We start from the raw sequence: 25,121 nt of genomic DNA on the forward strand, positions 1-25,121 counted from the left end.
CTACTTCCACGGATTGGAGAAGCGCGGGTCGGTGGTGAAGTCGGTGTCCGTGAGGCTCTTCAGGAAGGCGATGAGGTCCTGCTTCTCCTCGTCGGTCAGCTCGAAGGGCCGCACCAGCGGGTCCTTGTTCGGGTTGTTGCGCCCGTCACCCGCCAGCGGCCCCTCCGTCACGTTGCGGCCACCGGACGTGTAGTGCTCGATGACGGCCTCCAGCGTGGGGATGCTGCCGTCGTGCATGTACGGCGCCGTCAGCTCCACGTTGCGCAGCTGCGGCACGCGGAAGCGGCCGTGGTCCAGCGCGTCGTGGGTGAACTCGAACAGGCCCGGGTTGTCGGGCGGGTACGCGCCCTTGCCGTCCAAGTCGTACAGGCCCGTGTTGAAGAACTGCGCCACCTGGGGCTTGGTGTCCTTGGCGCGGAACGAGTTCGAGAGGTGCCGGCCGCTGTGGCAGTGGTAGCACTCCGCCCGCTCGCCGAAGAACAGCTCCATGCCCCGCCGGGCCGAGCGCGACAGCGCCGCGTTGTCGCCCTGCAGGTAGCGGTCATACGGCGAGTTCCCCGACAGCAGCGTGCGCTGGAAGGACGCGAGCGCCTTCACGATGGAGCCCTGGCTCACCGGCTCCGGTGCGTCCGGGAACGCCGCGCGGAACAGCTCCGGGTACTTCGCGTCAGCGCGCAGCCGCTCGAGCGCCTCCTCCAGCTTCGGCGTCAGCCCCAGCTCGGTGGGGAACTCGTTGAACAGCGGCACCAGCGCCTGCGACTCCAGCGTCTCCAGGAGCGGGTTGGCCCAGGTGTACGTGCCCAGGTACGCCACGTTGGCCAGGCCCGGCGAGTTGCGCGCGACGTGGTCGCCCGTGGAGCCCGTGGGCGTGGCCTTGCCGTCGGAGAAGGCCCGGGCCTGCTCGTGGCAGCTCGCGCAGGACATGGTGCCGTTGCCCGACAGCCGCGCGTCGTGGAAGAGGTGGCGCCCCAGCTCCACCTTCTCCACGGACATGGGGTTGTCCTCGGGCACGAAGGGCTCGGGGAAGCCCGCGGGCAGGCTCCACGCGTAGGCCGGCGGCGCCGGACGTCCCGGCGCGTCACCCCCACAGCCCGCGGCCGACAGCAGGGCCACGGCCACGCTCAGCTTCCCCGCACGCGAAGACATCAGCCCGCTCCTTCTCTCAGCGCACCTTGAAGAACGTCTTCGGCAGCGCCTTGGGGGTGCCGTCCGCGTTCAGGCCGAACTGCGACAACAGCGGCGGGCACTCCGGGTCCGTGGGGCCGGACATGCAGCCGGGCATCATGTCCGAGCCCGTCGGCGTGCGATTCACGTCCAGCTCCGACAGCAGGCCCGCGACGTCCAGCACCACCTGGTTCGTCTCCGGGTCGAAGCCGTCCAGCGCGACGGTGGCCTGGTTGGCCGCGCCGCACGTGTAGCCATCCGCGTTGGAGCCCTGACAGCCGGACGCGCCCAGGTGGAAGTAGTACGTCGCGTTCTGCTGCGAGCGGATGTCCAGCTTCACGAACTTGTAGCCGCCCTGCCAGCTCCACCACATGTCACGCACGTCCAGGGGCGCGGGCTCCACCTCCACGTCCAGGTGGTTTCTGTCCGGGGGCAGGCCCACCTTGAACTCCAGGCCCGTGTAGTCGTCGTGCTCGGGCGCCGTGCCCGTCACCTCGCGGTGCGTCCCGGGGCTGCCCGTGCGGCAGGTGCCGGTGCCGTCCTCGAAGTCCAGGAGCGCGATGGCGTCACGCTGCCACTCGCCGTCCTGCGCGAGCTTCAGCGCGTGGCGCTCGCCGTTGGCGCGGAGGAGGGTGACGTCGCGCACGTACATGCGGAAGTCCAGCAGCTCGATGACGCCGCGCGACGTGCCGATGTCGGTGAAGCTGGTGGTGCACGACAGCGCCTCCTGCCGGACCTGCGGGCTGAAGCGCACGGTGTACGCCTTGGACTCGACGTCATCGTCTCCGCCGCAGCCCTGGGCGGCGAGCAGCAGGGCGGGCAGCAGGGCTCGCGACAGGGGCTTCCAGACGGCGTTCATCGAGATGACCTCCGGGACGGTGACTCAGCGATGAGGCATGGGTACCAGCAAGGGGACACCCGCCGGCTGTGGCATGTTGTCGCGGCGGGAATGCCCGCCGTCGGGCGGAAGCCCCGGGGTCGCTAACGCCGCCGGAATCCGGACATATCGCCAGTCCCCCGCCAGACGTGCCCTCGGGTCCCCCCCGTCATCCCGGCGCACACGTCCGCCCGCCTGGTCAGGAACCAGGGGCAGTCGACTCACCGAGGAGGGGGACCCGGGCTTCGGAGACTTCGGGGGAAGTCCCTCGCGAAGACCTGGGCGTGCTGAATGGGGGAAGGCTCGACTCGCGCGTCTGGGACGGACGCTCGGGGTGCTGCTTCATCGGGAAGGGGGAGGACACCCGGGGTTGGGCCTCACGCTTCCGCGCGGCGCGGGGAGCCGCGAGTCATGGGCGGGTCGCCAGGAAGCTCACTGGCAGGTGCCGCAGTCCGCCTTGCAGCTGTCCGGCGTCACGCCCGTGCCGCACTTCTCGGAGACCTGGCAGACGCCGTCGCCGCAGCGGTAGATGTCCTGGGGACGGATGCGGGTGACGAGCGGCTTGTACTCGACGCCGTTGTACGTGCAGCGCGAGTAGTGCGTGCGCGTCGCGTCCAGCTGACAGTGGTCCAGGCAGGAGCCCACGTGCTGGATGGTGGGCGCGCACGCCGCGTCGCCGCTCCACGACGACAGGCCGCAGGTGCGCACCGTGCTCTGGTCATAGGCCAGGTAGTTGGCGTCGTTCGCCGCGAAGAGGCCCCCGCCGTTGAACAGGTTGCCAAAGAAGCACGCCTCCTTCTGGCTGTACGTCTGGACCTCCTCCGTCGTGGTGGGGATGCTCACGTTCGTCGCGCCGCGCCCCTGCACGGAGATGTTCACGTGCACACCGAACTTGTTCGCGTGCGCCGCCAGGCACGCGGACACCACCTGCTGCTCCGCCACCGACGCGGGCTGGTTCGTGGTGGACCAGGTCGGCGCCAGCCCCAGTGAGCCGGGCCACGAGTACGTCGTTCCGTTATGGGTGTACGTCAGGGTCTGGGAGGACGACAGAGCGCAGCGGGCCACGTAGCGCATCAGCTGGTCGCCCGCCGCCGGGTTCGAGCTGAACCATGTATTGAACAACCCGTTCGTCGACAGCCCGTTGGTGGAGAGCCCGTTCGTCGACAAGCCATTGGTGGACAGGCCGTTCGTCGACAGCCCGTTGGTGGAGAGCCCGTTCGTCGACAAGCCGTTCGTCGACACCAGGCCGGCTTCGTGGGTATCCACCGACTCGCTCGGGTCGACCGGGCTCACGCCCTCCGGGCCACAGCCGACGGCGCCGGCGAGGAGCGCGGGCAGGGCCCACGCGCGGACGAGACGGGACGAGAAACCACGAGACTGGGAACGGATGAAGGACAAGCGCATGGGACAGGCTCCGCGTTGGGGGTCACCGCGGCACCTCCGCGGCTGAGACAACGGGTAGTCCCTGTCGCCGGAGGTGACAGGTGTCCTCACGTCCAATTCCTGGGAGGAAGTCCTTCGCCAGACAGCGTCAGCGTGAGACGGCTGACGCTTGCGCCGTGTATCGCCTCACGGTGGACGGTGATTCACGGGCCGTGACACACCGCGAGCCGTGCGTGAAACATCTACCGGCTCGCGCGTCGCGCGTCGCGCGGGAGCGTCACGGTGAAGGTGGTGCCGTCCAGCTCGGAGGAGCGCACGTCCACGCTGCCGCCATGCGCGTGGACGATTTCCCGGACGATGAAGAGGCCCAGGCCCAGCCCGCCGCGGCGCCGGCCCTTCTCTCGCGCGGCGCCCGCCTGACGGAACGGGTCGAACAGCGTCGCCAGCTGCGGCGCGGGGATGGGCGCCCCGGGGTTGTGGACCTCCACCACCTGCCGGGTCTCCAAATCCAGACATCGCAGCAGCACGGGGGCATCCTGGGCGCCGTGCTCCAGGGCATTACCCACCAGGTTGCTGAGCACCTGCGCCAGCCGGTCCGCGTCCCAGAGCCCGTCGGAGCGGCCGTCCACGTCGAAGGCGATGTAGCGGTCCGGATGCACCGCCGACAGCTCCTCCACCACCTGTCGACACACGTTGGACAGGTTGGCCGGCGCCACCTGCAAGGGGATGCCGCCGGACAGCCGCGCGCGCGTCAAATCGAGGATGTCCGAAATCATGGTGCCCATGCGCTCGGCGCTCGCCTCGATGCGCTGGGCCATCTGCTGTTGGGTGGAGCTCAGGGGCGCGCGCCGGCGCAGGGCGCGCGCGGACAGCGTTATCGCGTTGAGGGGGTTGCGCAAGTCGTGGCCGAGGATACCGATGAAGCGCTCGCGGAACTCCGCCTCCTCCGCCAGCCGCTCCAGCGTGCGCTTGCGCTCGGTGATGTCCATCATGGAGCCAATCATCCGCACCGGCCGCCCGGCCGCGTCGCGCGACAGCACGCCCCGGTCCAGGACGTGGACCCAGCCGCCGTCGTCCTTGCGGAAGCGGTACTCCGCCTGCCACGCGTCCTCGTCGGACGCGATGAAGTCGTGCAGGCCCCGGGACACCGACTCCCGCTCGTCGGGGTGCAGCCGCTGGGTCCACCACGCGAAGTCGTGGTCCGCCGCCTCCGGGCCGTAGCCGAACAGCTCCTCCTGGCCTCCGTCCCAGCGCACCCGGCCCGTCTCCAAATCACAATCCCACAACACGTCATGGGTGGCGCGCGCCGCCAGCCGGTAGCGCTCCTCCGCCTCACGCAGCACCGCCTCCGCCGCCTCGCGCTCGGTGCAGTCCGCCACCACCCCCACCATGCGGTGGGGCCGCTCCTCCTCGTGGAAGCTCTGGCCCACCGCCTCGTACCAGTGCGTGGAGCCGTCCTGGTGACGGCAGCGGAACTTGAGCGAGTACGCGCCGTCCATCGCCAGCGCCTGCTCGATGCCCCGCGCCACCCGGGGCCGGTCCTCCACCACGACGCAGGACAGGAAGGACGGCAGCGAGCCGCCCAGCGCGCCCGGCGACTGGCCGAAGAAGCCCGCCGCGTCCTGGGACCAGGTCACCGCGCGCCGCGCCTCGGTCCACTCCCACGCCACCATGCGCGCCTTGGACAAGGCCTGTCGCAGCAGTTCCTCGCGAGCCAGCGCGTCGCGCGCGGCCTCCAGCGCCGCCTCCGCCCGACGCCGCGCCTCGCGCTCGCGCTCCAGCGCGCCCTCCACCACCGCCGGGCCCCCCCCCTCCGGCTCCAGCAGCCACAGCACCAGCCCTTCCGCCTCCCTCACGCCCACCACCTGGAAGCGCCCGTGGAGCCCGTCGCGCGTCAGCCGCAGCGTCGCGGCCAGGGGCACACCGGACGACGCCGTGCGCACGCACGCCTCCAGGTCCACGCCGCCCAGCCCCTGCTGGGCCCAGCGCGAGACACACGAGGGCACGCCCCAGTCGCGCACCAGGTGCTCCGCGGCCGCGTTGAGCGACGCGCACTCGAAGTCGAGCACCTCTCCCGAGCTCCCCCGCACGGCCTCCAGGCGGATGCACGGTGCGGGACTTGCGGCATGGAGCGACCGTGCCAGGGCAGGCCCCGGCAGCGACGACAGGCTCACCATCGACTTCCCCCCGGCGAGCAGCACCCCTGGAGCCCACGTGCGGGGACCGGGGCGCGCACCGCGCGTTGGCAGAGAGTGCCATGTCCGAGGTGTCGCGAACTTGTCCTCGGGTACAGCCCTTCCCGCAGTGCTCACCCGTAAGCATTGCGCTGGCGAGAGACACTCCGCCCCGCGGCCCCGAACCCACCCGGGGCGCCGCGGCCCCCTACCGACCCGCGCCCCGAAGCAAAATGCACCCAGGGCGACACCCGCCACTGCCCCCCAGGGCAGGAAGGCGCCGCACCCACAGGGGCCAGGGCGCGACTCACCCGGTCAGCCGGGGCAGGCGGACCGTGAAGGTCGTCCCGTCGGACTGGGAGGACACCACGTCCACGCTGCCCCCATGCCCCCGGACGATGTCCCGGACGATGTAGAGCCCCAGGCCGATGCTGCGGCTGGACTGGCCCTCCTTGAGCGAGCCGCGCGTCATCGGCTCGAACAGCCGCGACAACAGCTCGTGCGGAATCGGGTCCCCGCCGTTGTAGACGCTGATGAGCGCGTGGCCCCCTTCCGCGAACGTGCGCAGCCGCACGGGCGCGCCCTGCGGGCTGTAGGCCAGCGCGTTGGAGAGCAGGTTCGTCAGCACCTGGGCGATGCGGTCCGGGTCCCACTCCCCGCGCACGTCCGACGCCACCTCCACGTCGACATGCCGCCCGGGGTGGGCCACCTGCACCTCGTCCAGCACCTGCGTCACCACGTCCTTCAGGTCCGTGGGCTGGCGGTGCAGGGCGATGCCGCCGCCCAGCCGCGCCTTGGTGAAGTCGAGCAGGTCGCGAATCATCCGCGCCGCGCGCTCGGAGGCCTGGCCGATGCGCTGCACCGTGCGCTTCTGGCTGTCGGACAGCTCGTTCTTCTTCTCCAGCAGCCCCACCGACATGGAGATGGCGGCCAGGGGGTTGCGCAAATCGTGGCTGACGATTCCCACCAGCTGCTGCTCGAACTCCGAGCGCCGCCGCAGCTCCTCGTGCACGCGGCGCTCCTCGGTGACGAGGCGCACCTGCTCCAGCGCCTGCGCGCACGCGTGCGCCAGCGCGGAGAAGAACGCCCGGTCCATCTCCGTGAACAGCCGCGCCCGCGCGAACGACAGGCCGATGACGCCCAGCGCCCGCCCCTTCACCAGCAGCGGCAGCGCGATGGCGGACTCGTGGATGCCGTGCGCGTTGAGGTGCGGGTAGCGCTCGGTCCACTCCTCCAGCGAGCCCAGCCAGATGGGCTTCTGCTCGCGCACCGCCTCCGTCAGGGGCACGCGCTGGGACAGGGGGATGCGCCGCCAGCGCGACAGCACCTGCTCCGGGTAGCCCACCGCGTCCACGATTTCGAGCGCCTCGCCGTCATCGCTCAAGAGATTGACCGCGCCCGCCTTGGCGCCCGCGGCCACCAGCCCCTGCTCGAACAGGGCCCGGCACACCTCCGCCACGGTGCTCGCCTCCGACAGCCGCGCGGTGAAGTCGCGCAGCCGGTCGATGTGCCCCGCGGCCCGGTGCGCCAGCTCCCGCGACTCCGCTTCCTTCTGACGCAAGAGCTCCGCCTGCGCCCGCACCTGGTGCTGCGCGCGGAACAGCTCCACGAAGACGGACACCTTGGAGCGCAGCACCTCCGGCGGGAAGGGCTTCTGCAGGAAGTCCACCGCGCCGGTGGAGTAGCCGGTGACGAGCTCCGTGTCGTCGCGGCCGTACGCGGTGAGGAAGATGATGGGCACGTTGCGCGTGCGCTCGCGCTGCTTGATGAGCGACGCGGTCTCGAAGCCGTTCATCCCCGTCATCCGCACGTCCAGCAGGATGACCGCGTAGTCCTCGCGCAACAGGAAGCGCAGCGCCTGCTCCCCCGAGCTCGCCTTCGTCAGGCGCACGCCGAGCGGCTCGAGGATGGCCTCCAGCGAGACCAGGTTGGCGGGGTTGTCGTCCACCACCAGCACGCCGGGCGCCTCGGCGCCCTGCAGCAGGGTGTTGTCGGAAGCACTGTCCTGCGGCGCGGGGAGGCTGGCCAGCCCCATCACGCCGCGCGGAGACGTCTCCCGCCGCGGCGGCCGTTCCGACATCGTCGTCGCAATCCCTTCGTGGAACATGGCGTCTTCACCTGATGTCGGGCGGTCCACCGTCGAGCCTGGGAGTGTCCATCCGTCCTGGGGGCAGGTCGGCTCCCTTCAACACGCTCCAGGCCCGAATCAAACCGTGCCCTCCCCCTCCTGGGGCAAGCCGCTCGCGGGGAGGGCCGGCAAGCGTGCGCTATCCATCAATCGTGGGGTTCAGTATCGCCCCTTCATCCCCAGGATGGGCAGGACGATGGGCAGCCCCACGGCTTTCTTGGACAGCGGCCGGCCGCCGCCCCCGTCGTACTCGAAGCTCACCGTCTCCTGACTGATGGTGACATTGAGCATGTCCAGGTAGGCCTCCAGGCTGAACGTCTCGTAGACCCAGGCCTTCGACAGGCGCATGTCGAAGCGGAAGAACGGCGGCAGCCGGTCCACCGCGTCCCGGTCCGCCTTCACCCACGACGGCCGGCCCGTGGCGTCGCGTCCCGGACGGTGCGTCTGGGTGCCCAGCGTCCCGTACTCGGGGCGGCCGGTGTTGAAGTGCAGCACCCCGCCCAGCGTGACGCTGTTGGAGAACTTGTAGCTGAGCACCAGGTTGAGCACGTGCGTCTGGTCGAACGCGAAGGGCAAATCCCCCGTCGCCTCGCCCATGACGTTGCCCTCGAAGTCGTACCGGTAGAAGCGCGTGCGGCGCAGGCTGCGCTGCAGCGTGTACGACAGCCAGCCGAACCAGTTGTCCCCCAGCGGGTGGCGGATGAGCAGCTCCAGGCCGTAGGCCACGCCGCTGCTCTGGAAGTCCGGGAAGTCGATGTCGCCCCGGTCGGGGATGCCGGGCTCCGGGTCCGGCAGCGGCGTCTCCTCGTCCGTCAGGCCCTCGTCGGAGAAGGGCGTCAGCTCAATCGTGCGCACCAGCGGGTTGACGTACGCGTCCACGCCCAGCTCCAGGCCCTTGAGCGCCTTCCACTCGGCGCCCAGCGACAGCTGCACGCCGCGCTGCAGGCCCAACAGCAGGCTGCCCACGTCCACCACGGGCAGGCTGATGAGGGACGTGGGCGGCTGGTGGAACAGGCCCGCGGAGCCCTTGAGCACCAGCGCGTCGTTGAACTGGTGGCGCACGGTGAGCCGGGGCTCCAGCACCGCGTGGTCGATGCCGGGCGACAGGTGGTAGCTGTCCACGCGCAGGCCCGGCACGAAGGACCACCGGGGCGAGGGCTGGTACACCAGCTCCGCCCACGCGCCCATGAACGTGGCCAGCGCCACGGGGGCCAGCTGCTCGGTCTGCTCGTCGGGCGTCAGCTCGTAGAAGTCGACGATGGCGCGCTTGTGGTCCACGTCCCCGCCCAGCCGCAGCGTCACGGCGGGGTCCAACGGCACGGTGTAGCCCGCGCGCGCGGCCCACGTGCCCTGGTCGATGTGGATGGCGGTGGCGTCGCTCGGCGGGTCGCTGCTGACGATGGCGAAGCGGTCCAGGCCCCACGTCACGCCCAGCTCCAGCTCTCCGCCCCCCAGCGGGTGGCGGTGGCGCAGGTCCATGCGGTGGAAGACGATGGACTGCATCGCCGTGTCGCCGAACTCATCCTGGGCCTCGGTGCCGAAGGTGTCCGACGAGCCGAACGCGAACAGCCGCAGCTTGCCCCGGCCCACGTCCTGCTCCACGCGCAGCTGGTAGTCCCAGAAGTCGAGCACCACCTTCTCGTTGAGCCGCCCCGGCGCGGGCGGGTCCTGCAGCTTGTTGGCCGCCAGCGCGATGAGCCACGGCGTATAGGAGTAGCGGCCCGCCACGCTGACGTTGGTGCCGGTGGACGGGAACGGCGTCTCCAGGAAGAAGCCCGCGTTGATGAGGTCCGCGTACGCGCTGCCGTGGACGCGGTCATCGCGCGGACGGCTCAGCCGGCCCTCGATGGCGCCGCCCAGCAGCCGCCCGTAGCGCGGCGGCGGCGAGCCCGGGAAGAAGTCGATGGTGTCGATGAAGTCCGGGTGGATGACGGCGGGGCCGAGGAACAGGTGGAACAGGATGGGGACGCGGATGCCGTCCAGGAAGTAGCCCGTGGCCGCGGGCTGGCTGCCGCGCACCACCGGGTAGGCCACGCCGGACAGCATGCTGCCCACGCCCGGCAGCAGCATGACGACGCGGAACGGGTCGCCCATGGTGCCGGGCACCTCGCGCAGCTCCGCGTCGTGCAGCGTCACGCGGCTGACCTCGGTGCGCTCGCGGTCCGCGCGCACCACCGTCTCGTACGGGTTGATGACCAGCGGCTCCAGCCCGTACACCACCTCCAGCGCCTCCTGCGCCTTGAGCACCTCGCGGAAGGTCCCCGCCTTGTGGCCTGGCGCGGACACGCGCACGCGGTGCTCCCCCGCGGGCCAGCGCGCCTGGAAGAACCCTTGCGCGTCCGTCTGCACCGGCGCGTCGGGGGCGGCCTCGGACACCAGCGTGGCGCCGACGACGGGGCGCCGGTTGCCCTTGGTGCGCACGCGCCCGCTCAGCGTGACGGGGGCCTGGGCCACGGCGTCGGGCGCGAGCACGGGCGCCTCGAAGCGGTACTCGAAGCCCAGCCGCACCGCCACCGGCTGGCCGTCCACGGTGGCGGGCGTGAAGCGCAGGCCGGGCGCGGCGTGCAGCGCGGCCCGGTCCAACAGCGGGTGGATGCCCTGGACCAGGGTGGCGGACTCCACCTCGCCGGACGCGTCGATGAGCAGCTCCAGCCGGACGACACCCGAGACGCGCTCGGCGGCGAGCTGGGGCGGATACGGCGCGGGGGCATCCTGGGCGAGCGTGGGCGGCAGGAAGACGGACCCCGCGTCGGAGGGCCCCGTGTCCACCGTCCAGCCCGCGTCCGTGCGCGAGAGGTCCACCTCGGCGGCCACGGGGGGCACGCCCGCGTCGGGGGTGGACGGGGCCTGGGCGCTCGCGCGGCCCACCGGCGCGCACAGCGCCAGCAGCCACACCGCCATGAGCACGCGCGGCCAGCGTCCTCGCCGCCGCCTTCCCCGAATCGAATCCGTCACGTCGCTTCTCGTGGGCCCCTCGAGACTCCATGAGGCCAGGGACCCGGCGGGGTGACAAGCGCCCAGGCCGCCGAGGCGTCACCCGGAGAGCACGGGCAATCGTCGCGCGCGCCCCGCGTCCGGTGCCGGACGGAGGGGACGTGGCACGTCCTGGGGTGAACAACGGGCCTGTCCTGGAGGGAGGGAGGACACCAGAGGGAGGGCTCACCAACTTCCCCGCACTCCGGAGCCCCGCGTCATGCGTTTTCGTCTGTCCCTGTCCTGGTGCCGGCGGGCCGTCATCGCCCCGTCGTCGTCCCCGTCTCCCCTCGTGTCCTCGGCCTCTCCGGTGGGCCGGGGCGTCGTCCTCGCCCGAGCGCGCGCCGCGCGGAGGCTCGCGAGATGATCGCCCCGCCTTCCCTCCGCATCCTGCGAGGTCGCCTGCTCCAGCTGCTGCTGGGCGTGTTGCTGGTGCTGGTGGCGCTGAGCTTCATGCCCGCCGCCTCGGCCGAGTCCACCGCGCGGGGCGCGCTCACCGCGGAGCAGACACGGGCTCCCCGTGAGACGCCCACGCACCCGGGGGAGTCCGTGCGCCCCGGAGCACCGCTCCCCGAGCGCTGCCCGGCCGACACGCTCTGCCTGCCGAGCCGCTGACGCTCAGCGCTGCGGCAGGATGGCGGCGGCCACCTGGTTGACGAGCTTGAGCTGTCCGCGGGACATGCGCCGCAGCGTGCGCAAGAGGCGCCGCATCTCCGGCAGGTGGTCCTTGTCCCGCGAGTCCTCCTCCCACAGCGCCGCCCCCACCGAGGCCGCCGTCACGAGCCCCAGCCCCACGTCCGCCGACAGCCGCAGCGCCAGGCAGAGCCGGAACAGCGTGGGCACGCTGGGCATCATCTTCCCGCGCTCCATCCGCCCGTAGACCTCCGCGGCGATGCCGATGCGCTCGGCCACGTCCGCCTGGGTCAGCCCCGCGCGCATCCGCGCCGAGCGGGCCTCCTCGCCCACGCTCACCGCCAGCCGCCGCTCCAGCTGCTGACGCGACTGACGGGCACGGTCGCTCGGTCGGCCCTTGCTGGACGCGCGGGACGACTTGCGAGGGGTGGAGGAACCTGCAGGGTGGGTCTTCACCGCGTCAACCTTGTGAGTTCGGACCGAGGCCCCGGCCTGCACCGCCTCAGGCCTCCCTCGGACGTGTGTCCGGACCGGCTTATAACCCACCACGTCATCAGGCGAAATACCGATACGCCGGGTAGTCCTCGGACCCGGGTCCAGCCCTCCCGCCACCCCTCCCACCCCGGCCTCGCGCGTCCACCGCCCTCCCCCCGCCGCCCCTCGGTGGGCCTCGCTCCATCCGACCTGGGACGTCCAGCGTCCACCGCTGGACTTCCCTGGCCATCCGGGACCGCCCTCCCAGGTCCTGGACATCCCTCGGAGCCCACCTCACACCTCCCATTCGCAAAACTGAAAATCAAGACTTCGGCCCCAAACTGTTCAAGGTCGGAAACAGGAACCACCCCGGGCAGGGGCTCCACCGTCAGCGGACGGATGGCGCGCGAAAGGAACGGGCGCTGGGAGCCGGCCGCGGTGGACGGGGCACGCACTACCCATGGGGTGACTTCCAGCCGGAGGACGAACATACTTTTCACGGTGCGCCCACGGGCCCATCGCCGTCGCAAGGAGAGCCGACCATGTCGCCCCCGTCGTCCGACGCCTCCATGCCTCCGGAAGTCCTGCTGCGCTCCGGCCGCGCGTCGTATGAGTTCGTGAGGTCCTTGGGGGCCGCGCACCATGGGGAGCTGCTGCTCGCCCGTCGTCGCTACGAGGCGGACTTCTGCGGCTACGCGGTCATCAAGCGCCCGCTGGGCGAGGACGCCGCGGCCATCCACCGGCTGCTGGAGGAGGGCCGGCTCACCGCGCTGCTGCACCACCCCAACGTCGTCTCCGTGCACCACCTCAAGGGCCCGGACGACACGCCGGTGCTCGTCTTCGAGCACACGCCCGGCCACCGGCTGGACGCGCTGCTGGAGGCGTCTTCCCGCTCGCACCTGCCCTTCTCGGAGGGCTTCGCGCTCTACGTCGCCGCCGAGATCGCCGAGGCGCTCCACCACGCCCACACCCTCACCGACGAGCACGGCCACCCGCTGCGCGTGGTCCACCGCGACGTGGCACCCCACAACATCCTCGTCACCGAGCACGGCGCGGTGAAGCTGCTCGACTTCGGCGCCGCCACCTGCGTGTTCTCCGGGGACGCCGCGCGCGCCGCGCCCCCCGTGAGCCTGGCCTACGCCGCGCCCGAGCACGTCGCGCGCCAGCCGCTGGACGGCCGCGCGGACCTGTTCGGCCTGGGGCTGGTGCTGCTGCAACTGCTCACCGGCCGCCACCTCTTCGAGGGCGCGGACCGCTTCGAGGCCGAGCGCCGCCACCGCCACGAGCGCGCGCTCACCCAGCCGCCGTCCGACGCCGGCGAGGCGCTGGAGGACGCCATGAAGAACGCGGTGGGCCTGGCCGCCGCCCGGGAGCTGCGCCGCCGCATCCGTGCCTACGGCCATGATGATTTGGAGGACGCGCTGCGCTCGGTGCCGGCGGCCTTCCAGCCGCTGCTGAGGGGCACGCTGGCGCCGGCGCGCGAGGAGCGCTTCTCCACGGGCGCGGAGCTGGCGCGGGCCCTGCGGCTGTACGCGCGCCGCGCGGGGCTGGTCTTCGGCCGGGCGGAGGCGCTCGCGGAGGTGACGGGCCTGCGCTACGCGGCGCTGCGCGTGCAGGCGGGCGAGTCCCCGGAGGAGGTGCTGGAGGACAGGCTGCTGCCGGAGGAGGACCCCGCGAGCTGAGCTTCGCTCACCTCCGAATCGCCCGATGTTCACGGGTGGACACCCGGGACGTCCACGCGAGGACGTCTCGACGCGCCGCGGCTGGCGGATGTCGGACGCCGGTACGAGGCTGAGTCTCCATGTGCACGCCCAGCCTCGTCCTCCTGGTGGAAGACCACGTCGACAGTCGGGAGCTCCTGGAGGAGTTCCTGACCCTGGAGGGCTTCGCCGTGGAGACGGCCGGCAACGGCCAGTCCGCGCTGGAGCGCCTGTCCCGGCTGCCCTGTCCGGACGCGGTGCTGCTGGACCTGATGATGCCGGTGATGAGCGGCTGGGAGCTGATGCGCCACGTGCGCGAGGATGACCGGCTCAAGCAGCTGCCCGTCGTCGTCGTCTCCGGCGCGGGCAACCACCAGGCCCTGCCCGAGGGCATCCAGGGCACCGTGCCCAAGCCGGTGGACCTCTCCGAGCTGCGCGCCACGCTGGCCCGCGTGGTGAGCACGCAGGGCTGAAGGAGGCCCCCGCCCTGCCTCAGGCCGGCGGCGCGCGCGGCAGCGTCACCCGGAACACCGTGCCAGTCTCTTGCGTGGACGTCACCTCGATGTGGCCCCCGTGGCCCTTCACCACCTGCTCGACGATGTAGAGCCCCAGGCCCAGGCCCCCGCTGTTGCCGCCTCCCTGGTGGCTGTGGCCCGCGCGGCGGAACGGGTCGAACAGGTGGGGCAGCGCGTCCGGGGAGATGGGCTCGCCCGGGTTGTGCACCTCCAGCACCACCGTGTCGCCCTGGTCCGTCAGCGTGAGGGTGACGGGCACATCCGCCGCGCTGTACTGGAGCGCGTTGCCGCCCAGGTTGCTCACCACCTGCAGCAGCCGGTCCGCGTCCCACTGCCCCTCGTAGCGCCCGCTGCCGCCCGCCACGCGCAGGGTGCGCTCCGGCCACGCGGCCTCCAGCTCCTCCACGCCCTGGCGCACCACGGCGCGCAAATCCCCCGCGGTGCGATGCACGGGGATGCCGCCACCCAGCCGGCCGCGCGTGAAGTCCAGGAGCTCCGAAATCATCCGCGTCATCCGCGCGCTGGAGCGGGCGATGCGCGTGACGAGCCGGCGCTCGCGCTCGGGCAGGGCCTCGCTGTGCAAGAGCTGCGTGGTGGACAGGTGGATGGCGTTGAGGGGGTTGCGCAGGTCGTGGCTGACGATGGCGATGAGCCGCTCGCCGAAGCGCGCCGCCTGCAGCGCGGCCTCCTGGGCGCGCCGGCGCTCGGTGACGTCCGTCAGCGTGGCCACGCCCGCGATGATGTCCCCGTCCCTGTCGCGGATGGGCGCGCTGGAGACGAGCACCGTCATCGAGCGGCCATCCTCGTGCCGCAGCATCCCCTCCTCGCCCTGCACCACCTCGCCCGTGCGCAGGCTGCGCGACAGGGGCCACTGCTCCGGCGCGTACGGGCGCCCGTCCAGGTGGCAGGCGCCGTAGTCCCCCGCGAAGGCGTCCACGCTGGACATGGGCTGGAACGGGCGGCCGGTGAGCGTGGAGACCTGCCGGTTGGCGAGCGCCAGCCGGCCGCTGGCCGCGTCCGCGATGACCACGCCCGCGGGGAGCTGCTCGAGCACCGCCGCCAGCCGCGCGCGCTCCGACTCGATGGTGGACAAGAGCCGCTGCCGGTCCGTCTCCACCGCGCGCCGCTGGGTGATGTCCATCACCGTGGCCACGCGCTGGGACACCTTGCCCGTCTCGTCGCGGAAGGCCGTCACGTGGGTGAAGGCGGGGAAGCGGCTGCCGTCCTTGCGCAGGTGCAGGGACTCGTACTCGTGCGAGGGCTTGGAGCGCGCCGCCGCCGCGTGACGCGGGAGCATGCCGCGCGCCTCCGGGGCGATGACCGTCTCCAACGGCTTGCCCACCAGCTCCTCGGGCGTGGCCCCGTGCATGCGCGCGAAGGCGGGGTTCACGTCCAGCAGCACGTCGTGCTCGCCGGCCACCACCACCACGCCCACGCCCAGGCGGAAGAAGACCTCCTCCCAGCGCTTGAGGCCCGCCTCGCTCTCGCGAAGCCGCCCCAGCGACACCTCCGCCTCCTCGTGGGCCTCGCGCTCGCGGGCGTGCGCCTGCGCCTGCGCGAGCAGCGCGGTGGCCCGGTTCGCCATCGCGCGGAACAACAACAAGTCCTCCTCGGACAGCTCGCTGGTGGCGCGGCTGCCCATCAGCGCCACGCCGATGAGCGCGTCGTCGAGCACCAGCGGCACGCCGTACAGCGCGCGCACGTCGGAGGTGCGCACCACGTCCGAGCGGGCGCGCACGTCACGGCTCGCGTCGTGCACCAGCAGGGGCTTGCGGGTGGCGGCGATGGTGCCGGCGAAGCCCTGGCCCACCGGGACGCGGCCCCCCACGTCCACGCCCTCACCCACGGCGCTCTCCACGCGCAGCAGGTCATCGCCCTCGCGCAGCAGCACCACGGCCACGTCCACCGCGACCACCGTCTCGCGCAGCACCTGGAGCAGCCGGGGCAGGAAGCCCGCCACGTCGGGGCTGCCCAGCGCCGCCGCGCTGATGCGGTCCAGCGCCTGGAGCGTGCGCTCGCGCGCGCGGGTGTAGCGGCTGACGGACGCGGCCACCGCCTCGTCCATGGCCTCGTGGAAGATGCGCTCCTCCTCCGGCCGCGGCGTGGCGCTCCCGCGCGAGGACCACAGGCGCAGCACACACGAGCGCAACAGCCGGTACTCCACCACCACCTGACGCAGGTCGAAGCCCTCGCCCAGCCGCTCCAGGGCGTGGTGGTCGCTGATGGCGCCCAGCCCCGAGGCCAGCTCCGGGCGGGGCTCGCGCATCATCAACGCGATGGTCTCCAGCAACCGGGGCAGGCCGTTGCGCAGCGCGGGGCCCGCCAGCGCCTGGGCGGCGGGGATGGAGCGCACCTCCACCTCCCAGGCCGACATGATGGCGTCGCGGTTCTTCAGCAGGAAGTCAGCCAGGGGGATGGGCAAGGGCGTGTCGGGGTGGGGTTCCGGGCACAGGGGGTGCCCCGGGTCTAGGTCACTCACAGAGCCCGGACAACCGCCGAGATGGCTTGCGCCATCCAGCCCACACTTCACGCCCTGTCTCTCACCCCCACGGGGAGGTGGGCGCGGTGACCTCCGTCAGCCGCAGCAGGCGGTGCTCCTGCTCCAGCAGGTAATGGACCCGGAAGCCCGAACCCAGGACCACCAGGCCCGCCTGTCCCGGAGACAGGGGACCTTCCAGCGGGAGCCCCGCGGCCAGCGCGGCCAGCTCCCCCTGGAGCTGCTGCCGGACCGGCGCGGAACACTCGCAGAGCGTACACAAGGCCTCGGGCATGAGCTGGAGTCGCAGTGCCATGGTCCATGTCAGGTTGACCACCTCGGCCCCCTGGAACAAGACGTGCCTGGGGTCCAAGGCACTCGTTCGTTTCCAACTTCCGCGAATCTGGATTCCCCGCGAGCCGCCGCGCGTCAGGTGCCAGGCTGTCCTCCAGCCAACGACGGGCTTCGGCGGCCGCGAGCGCGAAAAGGTGGCGCGCGCTAATGAGAACGGGTCTCCTCCCCCCCGTCCCTCATGTCTCACTCCGTACGCCATCTCCTCCTCGTCGAGGATGACCCTTCCTGGCGGAAGCGGCTGGCCGACGCCGCCCACGCGGAGGGCGTCGCCGTGACCCACGCCTCGGACGGGGTGGAGGCCCTGGACTGGCTGCGCACCCACCCGCGCGCCGGGCACCCCGACCTCATCCTGTTGGACCTGATGCTGCCCCGCATGGATGGCTGGGAGCTGTACGGGCAGCTGCGCATGGATGCGCGGTTGCGGCACCTGAACGTGCTGATGTTCTCCGAGGCGCTGCACGGCCAGGAGGTGCCGCTGGGCGGCGTGGTGGGCTACCTGCACAAGCCTCCCACGCCCGAGTCGATGATGGGCGCGGTGCGCTCGCGCCTGCGCTTCGCGGCGGCGCTCCCCTCGCGCGAGCCGGCCGGCGCGTACTCGCTGGAGCTGCGCGAGGACGTGTCCCTGCCGCTGCGCCTGTTGCCCGCGCCGGTGGGACACTCGGTCCGCATGCACCTCTTGCGCGCCGCGGAGCTGGTGGGCTCCGAGCTGCCCATGGCGTCCACGTGGCTGATGGCGCTGCCGGGCACACCTCCCGCGCTGCTCGTCTCCGTCGAGGGCGTGCGCGTGGTGCTGGACGTGGACGACGAGGCCCGCGTGCTGCGCGCCACCTCCGTCGATGTGCCGCCGGACCTGCTCACCCGCTCCTGAGCGTCCCTGTCGTCACGCGGCGACGACGTGGCGCACGGCGCCGTGCTCCAGGTCCAGGCACAGCACGCGGCCGTGCACGTCGTACACGAGCAGCGTCGAGCCTCCCAGCCGCACGCGCGGCGGCGTGTCTCCCTCGAAGGTGAGGGTGAGCCGGGCGCGCAGGACACCCCGGGCGTCGAGCAGTCGCGCGTCCCAGCCCTCCACGCAGCGCACCACCTCCGCGCGCCACGTCGAGGTGAGGACCTGGTGCACGGGCTCACCGAGCCCGGCCTCGGAGACCCACGGCGTGGCTTGTCGGGGGATGTTGGGCGGCAGCCACAGCCAGTCGACGCGGCGGAACAGCGGCCCTTCGTCGACCATGAGCACGGCCGCGCGGGCCTCGCCGTCCGGGGTGAGGGCGCAGGAGCGCAGCCCCAGCACCTCCTCCGCCGGTCCCGACACCAGCGGCCCACGCGCGCGCAGCGTGGGGCCGTTGCGCAGCTCGTACGTCCAGCGCTCCAGGTGGCTGGTGGCGAAGCTCAGCCACGCGTCGTCCGCGGCCAGGGAGCGCACGGTGCCGGGCACCTCCGCCACGCGCCACAGGGCCCGCGCGTCGGGGGCCCGGGCGTCCAGCATCATCACCGTGTGGCCGGACACGACGAACCAGCTCCCGCCGTCGTAGGTGGGCGCCCAGCTCTCCATGGCGAGGTCGCACCAGTGCGTGGCCGTGCGCGCCATCACGTCGACGCGGGACACGCGGTACAGCTCGCCCCGGGGCGCCAGGGCCAGCACGCGGTCCGCGTGAAGCGAGGCCACCAGCGAGAAGGCGGGGACATCCAGGTGCGCGAGCCTGCGGCCCTCGGCGTTGAGCAGCACCGCGCCCGCCTCCCCCAGCGCGAGCAGCACGCGGCCGCCAGCCAGGGCCACGGCGTCGTGGACGAAGTGGGTCCCCGCGTCGGCGAGCGAGGCGGACGCGACGACGGGAGGCTGCTTCGGGTCCGAGCCCCAGGCCGGGAGGCGCTGCGCGGGCAGCGTGGGCAGGTCCGCGCGCAGGGCGCCGTCGAGCAGCTCCTTGAGCAGTCGCTCGAGGAGGTCGACGGTGACGTGCGCGCGGCCCGCGGCGCGGTCCTTCAGCAGGGCGCGCACCGTGGGCTGGAGCAGCGTCGCGCGCATGGCGGAGACGGACTCCTGTGACAGGGCCTCGGCGAAGGCGAGCCGCTCCAGGCCGCCCTGGGGCGTCTCGTCATCCAGCAGGGCCGACACGCGAGCGCGCGTGGAGGACAGGCCATCCGGGAACGCGCAGGCCCAGCGGGCCAGCAGCCGCGAACCGGTGGGGCCCCCCACTTCGACGCCGCGCTCCAGCCACCCGCGCGCCAGCTCCCGCTTCTCCACCACGGGCCAGATGACCTGCACGGCCTGCGACCAGTTGCCCGCGTCGGCGTGGTCCTGGGCCCAGAGGAGCCTGAGCGCGCGGGCCTCCTCGGGGTGCGTGCGCTCCAGCCGGAGCACCGCGTCCGCGAAACAGCCACTGCGCCGGGCGATGGCCACCGCGCGTTGGGGGTCCTTCGCGAGGAACCACTGGCGCACGACGAGCCCGGGGCCCAGGGCGCGGCCCTCGGCGAGCTCCGCCGCGAGCTGGAAACGGCCGTGCTTCTCCAGGAAGGCGACGGCCTCCAGGTGCGCGCCGAGCAGCTCGGAGAGCACGAACACGGCCTCGTCGATGCGGCCCTCGCGCTCGAAGCGTTGGAAGGCCGCGCGGTAGCGTTGGCGCAGCGCCTCGTAGAGGTCCTCGCCGCCCGCGAAGGTGGTGGCGGGCCCCCGAGGCCCCAGCTGCAGCGTGAGCTTCTCGCGAGGCCCCGGCAGTCCGAGCGCCTCGCGGGTGTTCGCATCGGGGGCGCCTCCGCCCAGCGGCACGGCGTGGCGCAGGGCTTCTCTCAGGTCCCCGTCCTCGAACATCTCGAAGAGGCGGCGCAGGTACTCCGCCTTGCGACGCAGGAGCAGTTGGCTCAGCGGAGACTGGTGGATGAGCCATTGGGACAGGCGCGAGAACACACCCGGGCTCGGAGGAGCGGGACGCGGCCCCGGAGCCTGGGCGCGAGCGCCCGAAGGTTGCGCGTCCTCCACGGTGGAGAACAGGGACGACAACCATCGACCCAACCAGGACGGCTTTCCCGAGGTGAGCGCGCCGTCGCTCGTGGTGCCACCGCTCCCGAGCCATGCCGCGAACCGACCGAGCCAGCTTCCAGTGCTCCCACCAGAGGCCCGGGTCAGCGCCGCCGGCTCACGTGCCTGCGCGCCGTCAGCACCTCCGCCGAACGCGGCGCGAAGCCGACTCCACCACCCCGCCGAACCTTCACGCCTGGCGGCGGACGAGCTCGACCTCGAACCTGGACGAGCGCCCTCTCCTCGCCCGAAGGCCGCGCGCAGTCGCGACAACACCCCAGGACGCGTTCCTGAACCATCGCTCCCGCGCCGCGACAACCCACCAGGCCGCGCCTCATCCCCCGGTCCGAGGGCCGCGCGCAACCGCGACAGCAAGCCACCACGCGCCATCGCACCACCCCGTCCGAACGCCGCGCGCAGTCGCTCCCTCCACCCCACGGGCTTCACCGTGGCGGGCGCCTCCGCCACGCGCCCCTGCATGCGCGCCAGCACCTCCTTCGCCTCCGTCGACAGCTCGGGGACCGCGGAGCCGAAGAAGGCCCGGGTGAGCGGCGCCTTCGGCTCCACCACGGACACCACGGGGGCCGGTGGCGCACCCAGTCCCCGCGTGGGCACCGCCGTCCACGCCGACACGTCCAGCCACGAGGCCACATCCACCGGCAGCGCGCCCGTCACCGGATGCACACAGGCCCGGCCTCCTCGCACGAGCACGAGCGAACCCGGCCGCGCCTCCACCCGCTCCCACTCCGCGGACGACAGCGGCGCCGAGACGAGCACCCCTCGCTCCAGCGTGAGCGCGAGGCCCGGACTCGTCCCCGCGTCACAGCGACGCGCGACAGGCAGCCGCAGCAGGTACCCGTTGGCGACCCACAGCACGGAGGCCCCCGGCGCCCACAGCGACATCACCCGCCGACGCGCCTCGTCCTCCGAGAGCAGCACCGGGTCGAACCAGAACGCCACGGCGCTCACCGTGCCCCGATGCAGGTGCTGACGTGGCGAGGGAGAAGGACGCATCACATCCCTCCCGTCGTCGCGCGGTAGAGCACCCGCCCCATCGTCAGGTCCATCACCACCAGCTCTCCACTTCGCGTCAGCCACGCGAGCAGCGGCGCGGAGTGGCTGACCTCGGCGTGTGTCACCACATCCGACGCCTTCCTCAACACGGTCTCGCGCTTCTCCGTCAGCCACAGGAGCGTGCGCTGGTCCGCGGCCAGGACGAACAGTCCCACCTGGTGCTCCGCGACGTGACAGCCGCCCACGCCCACGACCCGCGCCCCTTCCGGCACGGTGATGTCCACCTGGTGGTCCGCGAGGAACATGCGCCACACATTCGATGCGTGTCGCGCCGCGAGCAGCCCCATGCCCTGGACCACCGGGACATCACTCGCCCAACCGAAACAGGCCTCGCCCTGCTTCACGTTCAGCACCACGTCCTCGGCGTCCCAGGTGCCCATGACGTGCAGCGACGTCCGGGGCGGAGGCGCGGGCGCATCCTCCTGCGGCGCGAGCACGAACACCGGCTTGCCGGCGTCCCCCGTCTGCCAGGGCTCACGCCTCAGTCGCTCCAGCCGCGAGCTGACGGGCACCTTCGCGCCGCCACGGATGTAGACGAGCTTGTTGCCCACCTCCACCATCGCCGTCACCGGGTAGTCGAGCGCCACCATCTCGATGCGCTGCTCGGCCTCGACGCGATACACGAGGAAGAGCCCGCCGGTGCGCGTCAGCAGCAGCACCATCTCGTGACGGCCCCGGTCCCTCCAGGAGAACAGGCGCCCCGGTCCCGGGGTCGCGGAGGGGAACGTGGGCGCATAGCCGGACGACCAGCCGCCGATGATTTCGGCCGACCCCACGCCCCGGTGGATGCGCGGCTGGGAGAGCGTGCCGTGGAGCACGTAGCGGTCCTCGCGCTCCATCAACGTGAGCAGCCCGCCATTCGGACGCCAGCCCGCGGCCAGCACCGTCTGGTTCGGCTTCACCTTGATGCGCCGGGGCTTGGGGAGGGTGGCCGTCGGCGAGGCGGGGATGGCCATCGCGGACACACTGCCATCCGCGTGGAACGTCACCAGCCGGCGGCCCTCCGCGGAGAAGTGGAACGACGTGGGCCGGTCCTCGGACAGGCGCACCACGGGCTTCGCGACGCGCGCCTGGAACGGGTCTCTCAGGAGCCGGACGCAGTCGTCCGCGGGCGGCAACTCCAACACCACCGAGCGCGCCTCACGCGACGCGGGGCGCACGTCCACCTGGAGCTTGCGCTCGCCAGGCTCCATCACCTCGCCCACCTCCACGCGAGACAACCCGCGTGCGCTCGGAAGCCGCGCCAGCCGGGCATCGCCCACGAGCCACGCATCTTCCGGAGTGGCCTCCAGCGCGAGCGCCTCACGCCACGCGGCGAGCTGCTCCTCCGTTGGCGGCGCGAGGTCCCTCGCGCCGAGCCAGGACAACACCAGCGACGACGTCACCTCGGAGTACGGGCGCTGCTTCGGAGGAGGCGCCTGGAGCACGCCCCACGTGAACGCCGCCCCCGCGGCCTCGGCGCGGCGGGCCATGACGATGAGCAGCGCCAGGTGCGCGATGCGCGGGTTGCCGAGCTGGTCCGGCCCCGCGTCCAGCAGCACCACCGTGCGACGCGCGCCCTGCGGCTGTCGGAACGAGGGCTTCAGGTACGACAGCTCTCCGAAGGCGGCGCGACGCACCAGCTCCTCGGGAGCCTCCAGCGCCCAGAGCCACTCACTGACGAGCAGTCGGTCGAACGAGCCGCGCCGGGACAGCCCGTCATATCCCTCGGGCTCACCGCCCTCCATGTTGGAGCGCGAGCGCATCCCACCCACGGCCGCCGCCAGTCGCGCGACATACGCGCCCACGTGGAGCGACAGGGGCTCGGGGAACAGCGACAGGGACTCGGCCCAGGGACTCAGGGAGGGAGGCAGCGCGCTCATGAAGCCCCGCCCTCCTCGTCCGCGAGCCACGCGGCGAGCGTGGCGCGGTGCACCGGCCGGGCCGACGCGACGGACAGCAACCACGGCCCCGAGGGCAACACGGCCCACGGCGTGCCACCGACCTCCACGCGCGAGAGCAGCGCCCGCTCCAGCACGGACACCAGCACCTCGGGAGCCAGCGCGCACGGCAGCAGCAGCGACGGCGCGGAGACGTCTCGCCCCAGGTACGTGACGCCATCCACCCACGGCAGGGACTCGGAGGCGCCCAGCAGCACGAGCACACCCCGTCCCGCGACACCACTCCACGTGGACAGCCGAGCGTCATCCGCCAGGAGCACGCGCCGGGCGAGCGCACGGGCCACGTCCCCCACGCCCACCACGGCCAGCGGCTCCAGCGGCTGCGCGCGCGGGCCCCACCGCACCGGCAGGGCACCCTGTGTCTCACTGCTCATGCCCGTGCTCCACCCTGCGCGCCGTCCGACGAGCAACGCCGAGCGCAAGCGTGCCGCACCCGCGAAGCGCCCCACGACTCACCACGCATGTCCGTGTTCCACCGCGCGCCGCCCGACGAGCAAGGCCGAGCTTGAGCCTGCCGCACCCGCGAAGCGCCCCACGACGCACCAAGCATATCCGTGCACCACCGCGCGCCGCCCGACGAGCAACGCCAAGCGCAAGCGTGCCGCACCCGCGAAGCGCCCCACGACTCACCACGCATGTCCGTGCACCACCGCGCGCCGCCCGACGAGCAACGCCAAGCGCAAGCGTGCCGCACCCGCGAAGCGCCCCACGACTCACCACGCATGTCCGTGCACCACCGCGCGCCATCCGACGAGCAGACTGTCGCACCCACGAAGTGCCCTGTCTCCCACCGCGCCTGCCGGTGTTCCACCACACGCCTCGCACCGGGCACTCCGAGCCGAAAGCCTGCCGCATCAGCGCGGCATCGTGCGCCCCACGGCGCCTGTCCGCGCTCCGCCGCACACCCGCTCATCGTCCGCTCCCGGCGAGCACCCGCGTCACGCCGCGCCTGTCCATGCTTCGACACACACGCCTCCCCACAGCCTGTCCTCGCCAGGGTCCGAGCACCGGGGCCAGAAGACCCCTCGGTGCGCCTCAGACCCCTTGCACCCGGGCCACCGTCTCGGAAGTCGCCGCCCCATTCACGGCGAGCGCCTCGGTGAGCCCCGCGCGCAGCACCTTCAGGTCATCGCTCAGCGACTCCGGAGCGAAGCTCGCGTCCATCTCCCGCGCCACGCCCTCCAGCTTCAGCCGCCAGACCGCGAGCGCCTCCGCCGAGTCCGACGCGGGCCGCTCCGCGAGCAGCGCCTGTCCCGCCTGCGCGAGCCGCTGCGCGCGCGCCCGGGGACCAGCACTCGCCTCCAGCGCCGCCGCCGCGAGCGCCGGGTTCTCCGACGAGGCCAGCACCTCTCGCAGCACATCGCGCGCGAGCGCCTGTCCCTCCTTCGTCGGCACCACGTACACCAGCGGCCACAAATCCGAGGCCGTGGGCACCAATCGCCCCGCGAGCACCCCAGCGGCCGCCACCAGCCGCTGCGCCTTCACCGCGCGCCGGTCCGACAACCCCAGCCCCGCCGCGCGCAGCGAGCGCAGCGCATGCGCCAGCTGCGGCCGGACGGCCGCGAGGTCCGCCTCCCGCGCCGCTCGCGAGAGCACATCGAGCGTCTCCAACGACACCCACCGCCCGCCCTCCGCGTCCCACGGCATCGCGCCGCCGGTGAGCAGGTCCTCCAGTCGCGGGTCCGGCACCGGCTCGACGAAGATGCGCGCCAGGAACCGGTCCGCGAACGCCGCGAGCGACTCGTCCTCCGGCAGCGCGTTCGCCGCGCCCACGCAGACGCGCAGCGGGCACTTCATCCGCGTGTGCCCCCGCCGGAACGTCCGCTCGTTGAGCAACCCCAACAGCGTGTTCAGGATGGCGGTGGAGCCGAGGAAGACCTCGTCGAGGAACGCGACGTCCGCCTCCGGCAGCATGCCCGTGGTCTGCGTCTCCACCAGCCCCTCGCGCAGCTTGCGCAGGTCCACCGGACCGAACAGCTCCGACGGCTCGGTGAAGCGGCCCAGCAGGTACTCGAAGTAGGAGCCGCCCAGCGCGCGAGCGGTGCGACGGACGGCCTCGCTCTTGGCGGTGCCGGGCGGCCCGATGACGAGCAGGTGCTCACCGGCGACGGCGGACAGCGCGATGAGCTCCACCATGGCCTCGCGCTCGACCAGCCCCCGACCCGCGTCGGAGAGGGCATCGCGGACGGCGCTGGCCGCGGCTTCGAAGGTGACGGACATGCACGAAAGCCTAACCGCCGGACTTG

The 25,121-nt window shown here is 72.5% G+C and carries 17 protein-coding genes; 4 read left to right on the forward strand and 13 right to left on the reverse strand.

Features of this window, described 5'->3' with window-relative positions; all coding sequences use genetic code 11:
- From AC6JA9_RS39725 to AC6JA9_RS39750, 6 genes are all read right to left on the reverse strand, one after another.
- Nucleotides 1-1,146, reverse strand: a complete 1,146-nt coding sequence (locus AC6JA9_RS39725; protein ID WP_223751928.1) for a methanobactin export MATE transporter MbnM — start codon at nt 1,144-1,146, stop codon at nt 1-3.
- Between the two features lie 16 nt (nt 1,147-1,162).
- On the reverse strand, nt 1,163-2,023 hold the full coding sequence (locus AC6JA9_RS39730; protein WP_223751929.1) for an MbnP family copper-binding protein: 861 nt from the start codon (nt 2,021-2,023) through the stop codon (nt 1,163-1,165).
- A 450-nt stretch (nt 2,024-2,473) separates the two neighbouring features.
- Complete coding sequence (locus tag AC6JA9_RS39735; RefSeq protein ID WP_223751930.1) at nt 2,474-3,445, reverse strand: hypothetical protein; 972 nt, start codon at nt 3,443-3,445, stop codon at nt 2,474-2,476.
- A 221-nt stretch (nt 3,446-3,666) separates the two neighbouring features.
- Nucleotides 3,667-5,514 (reverse strand): sensor histidine kinase, encoded by a 1,848-nt coding sequence (locus AC6JA9_RS39740; RefSeq protein ID WP_497958693.1) that lies wholly within the window; start codon nt 5,512-5,514, stop codon nt 3,667-3,669.
- 391 nt (nt 5,515-5,905) lie between these two features.
- Nucleotides 5,906-7,705, reverse strand: coding sequence for a hybrid sensor histidine kinase/response regulator (locus AC6JA9_RS39745; protein WP_223751932.1), 1,800 nt, complete (start codon nt 7,703-7,705; stop codon nt 5,906-5,908).
- Between the two features lie 180 nt (nt 7,706-7,885).
- Nucleotides 7,886-10,627, reverse strand: a complete 2,742-nt coding sequence (locus AC6JA9_RS39750; protein ID WP_497960824.1) for a TonB-dependent receptor domain-containing protein — start codon at nt 10,625-10,627, stop codon at nt 7,886-7,888.
- A 435-nt stretch (nt 10,628-11,062) separates the two neighbouring features.
- On the opposite strand from AC6JA9_RS39750, the gene AC6JA9_RS39755 reads away from it, so the two are divergent.
- Nucleotides 11,063-11,314, forward strand: a complete 252-nt coding sequence (locus AC6JA9_RS39755; protein ID WP_223751933.1) for a hypothetical protein — start codon at nt 11,063-11,065, stop codon at nt 11,312-11,314.
- Between the two features lie 3 nt (nt 11,315-11,317).
- Here AC6JA9_RS39755 and AC6JA9_RS39760 read toward each other — a convergent pair whose 3' ends face one another.
- Nucleotides 11,318-11,788 carry a helix-turn-helix domain-containing protein gene (locus tag AC6JA9_RS39760; protein ID WP_324289143.1) on the reverse strand — a complete coding sequence of 157 codons (471 nt, stop codon included), beginning with the start codon at nt 11,786-11,788 and terminating at the stop codon, nt 11,318-11,320.
- Between the two features lie 560 nt (nt 11,789-12,348).
- Here AC6JA9_RS39760 and AC6JA9_RS39765 point away from each other — a divergent pair.
- Complete coding sequence (locus AC6JA9_RS39765) at nt 12,349-13,488, forward strand: protein kinase domain-containing protein (protein ID WP_223751934.1); 1,140 nt, start codon at nt 12,349-12,351, stop codon at nt 13,486-13,488.
- A 119-nt stretch (nt 13,489-13,607) separates the two neighbouring features.
- Nucleotides 13,608-13,979, forward strand: a complete 372-nt coding sequence (locus AC6JA9_RS39770; protein ID WP_223751935.1) for a response regulator — start codon at nt 13,608-13,610, stop codon at nt 13,977-13,979.
- A 19-nt stretch (nt 13,980-13,998) separates the two neighbouring features.
- Here the strand turns inward: AC6JA9_RS39770 and AC6JA9_RS39775 are convergent, their stop codons facing one another.
- Together AC6JA9_RS39775 and AC6JA9_RS39780 are read right to left on the reverse strand one after the other, a co-directional pair.
- On the reverse strand, nt 13,999-16,395 hold the full coding sequence (locus tag AC6JA9_RS39775; RefSeq protein ID WP_497960826.1) for a sensor histidine kinase: 2,397 nt from the start codon (nt 16,393-16,395) through the stop codon (nt 13,999-14,001).
- 166 nt (nt 16,396-16,561) lie between these two features.
- A complete protein-coding gene (locus tag AC6JA9_RS39780) occupies nt 16,562-16,813 on the reverse strand; it encodes a hypothetical protein (protein WP_143097427.1) in 252 nt (83 codons plus the stop codon).
- Between the two features lie 216 nt (nt 16,814-17,029).
- Here AC6JA9_RS39780 and AC6JA9_RS39785 point away from each other — a divergent pair, with 216 nt between their 5' ends.
- Entirely contained in the window at nt 17,030-17,719 is a 690-nt protein-coding gene (locus AC6JA9_RS39785; protein ID WP_223751937.1) for a response regulator, read from the forward strand.
- 12 nt (nt 17,720-17,731) lie between these two features.
- Here AC6JA9_RS39785 and AC6JA9_RS39790 read toward each other — a convergent pair whose 3' ends face one another.
- From AC6JA9_RS39790 to AC6JA9_RS39805, 4 genes are all read right to left on the reverse strand, one after another.
- Nucleotides 17,732-20,875, reverse strand: coding sequence for a bpX6 domain-containing protein (locus AC6JA9_RS39790; protein ID WP_497958694.1), 3,144 nt, complete (start codon nt 20,873-20,875; stop codon nt 17,732-17,734).
- Nucleotides 20,875-22,797 (reverse strand): hypothetical protein, encoded by a 1,923-nt coding sequence (locus AC6JA9_RS39795; RefSeq protein ID WP_473568104.1) that lies wholly within the window; start codon nt 22,795-22,797, stop codon nt 20,875-20,877. The genes AC6JA9_RS39790 and AC6JA9_RS39795 overlap by 1 nt, the downstream gene beginning before the upstream one ends.
- Nucleotides 22,794-23,249: a bpX5 domain-containing protein gene (locus AC6JA9_RS39800; protein ID WP_223751940.1), complete on the reverse strand. Its 456-nt coding sequence runs from the start codon at nt 23,247-23,249 to the stop codon at nt 22,794-22,796. The genes AC6JA9_RS39795 and AC6JA9_RS39800 overlap by 4 nt, the downstream gene beginning before the upstream one ends.
- A 661-nt stretch (nt 23,250-23,910) precedes the next feature.
- A complete protein-coding gene (locus tag AC6JA9_RS39805; RefSeq protein ID WP_223783920.1) occupies nt 23,911-25,095 on the reverse strand; it encodes an AAA family ATPase in 1,185 nt (394 codons plus the stop codon).
- Nucleotides 25,096-25,121 lie beyond the last annotated feature (26 nt).

The organism is Myxococcus sp. MH1, assembly GCF_059738865.1.

Excerpts from the sequence above, each read along its gene's own strand:
- AC6JA9_RS39725 (WP_223751928.1), bottom strand. The coding sequence starts at position 1,146 with ATGTCTTCGCGTGCGGGGAAGCTGAGCGTGGCCGTGGCCCTGCTGTCG.
- AC6JA9_RS39730 (WP_223751929.1), bottom strand. The coding sequence starts at position 2,023 with ATGAACGCCGTCTGGAAGCCCCTGTCGCGAGCCCTGCTGCCCGCCCTG.
- AC6JA9_RS39735 (WP_223751930.1), bottom strand. The coding sequence starts at position 3,445 with ATGCGCTTGTCCTTCATCCGTTCCCAGTCTCGTGGTTTCTCGTCCCGT.
- AC6JA9_RS39745 (WP_223751932.1), bottom strand. The coding sequence starts at position 7,705 with ATGTTCCACGAAGGGATTGCGACGACGATGTCGGAACGGCCGCCGCGG.
- AC6JA9_RS39750 (WP_497960824.1), bottom strand. The coding sequence starts at position 10,627 with ATGGCGGTGTGGCTGCTGGCGCTGTGCGCGCCGGTGGGCCGCGCGAGC.
- AC6JA9_RS39755 (WP_223751933.1), top strand. The coding sequence starts at position 11,063 with ATGATCGCCCCGCCTTCCCTCCGCATCCTGCGAGGTCGCCTGCTCCAG.
- AC6JA9_RS39765 (WP_223751934.1), top strand. The coding sequence starts at position 12,349 with ATGTCGCCCCCGTCGTCCGACGCCTCCATGCCTCCGGAAGTCCTGCTG.
- AC6JA9_RS39770 (WP_223751935.1), top strand. The coding sequence starts at position 13,608 with ATGTGCACGCCCAGCCTCGTCCTCCTGGTGGAAGACCACGTCGACAGT.
- AC6JA9_RS39775 (WP_497960826.1), bottom strand. The coding sequence starts at position 16,395 with ATGTCGGCCTGGGAGGTGGAGGTGCGCTCCATCCCCGCCGCCCAGGCG.
- AC6JA9_RS39780 (WP_143097427.1), bottom strand. The coding sequence starts at position 16,813 with ATGGCACTGCGACTCCAGCTCATGCCCGAGGCCTTGTGTACGCTCTGC.
- AC6JA9_RS39785 (WP_223751937.1), top strand. The coding sequence starts at position 17,030 with ATGTCTCACTCCGTACGCCATCTCCTCCTCGTCGAGGATGACCCTTCC.
- AC6JA9_RS39790 (WP_497958694.1), bottom strand. The coding sequence starts at position 20,875 with ATGCGTCCTTCTCCCTCGCCACGTCAGCACCTGCATCGGGGCACGGTG.
- AC6JA9_RS39795 (WP_473568104.1), bottom strand. The coding sequence starts at position 22,797 with ATGAGCGCGCTGCCTCCCTCCCTGAGTCCCTGGGCCGAGTCCCTGTCG.
- AC6JA9_RS39800 (WP_223751940.1), bottom strand. The coding sequence starts at position 23,249 with ATGAGCAGTGAGACACAGGGTGCCCTGCCGGTGCGGTGGGGCCCGCGC.
- AC6JA9_RS39805 (WP_223783920.1), bottom strand. The coding sequence starts at position 25,095 with ATGTCCGTCACCTTCGAAGCCGCGGCCAGCGCCGTCCGCGATGCCCTC.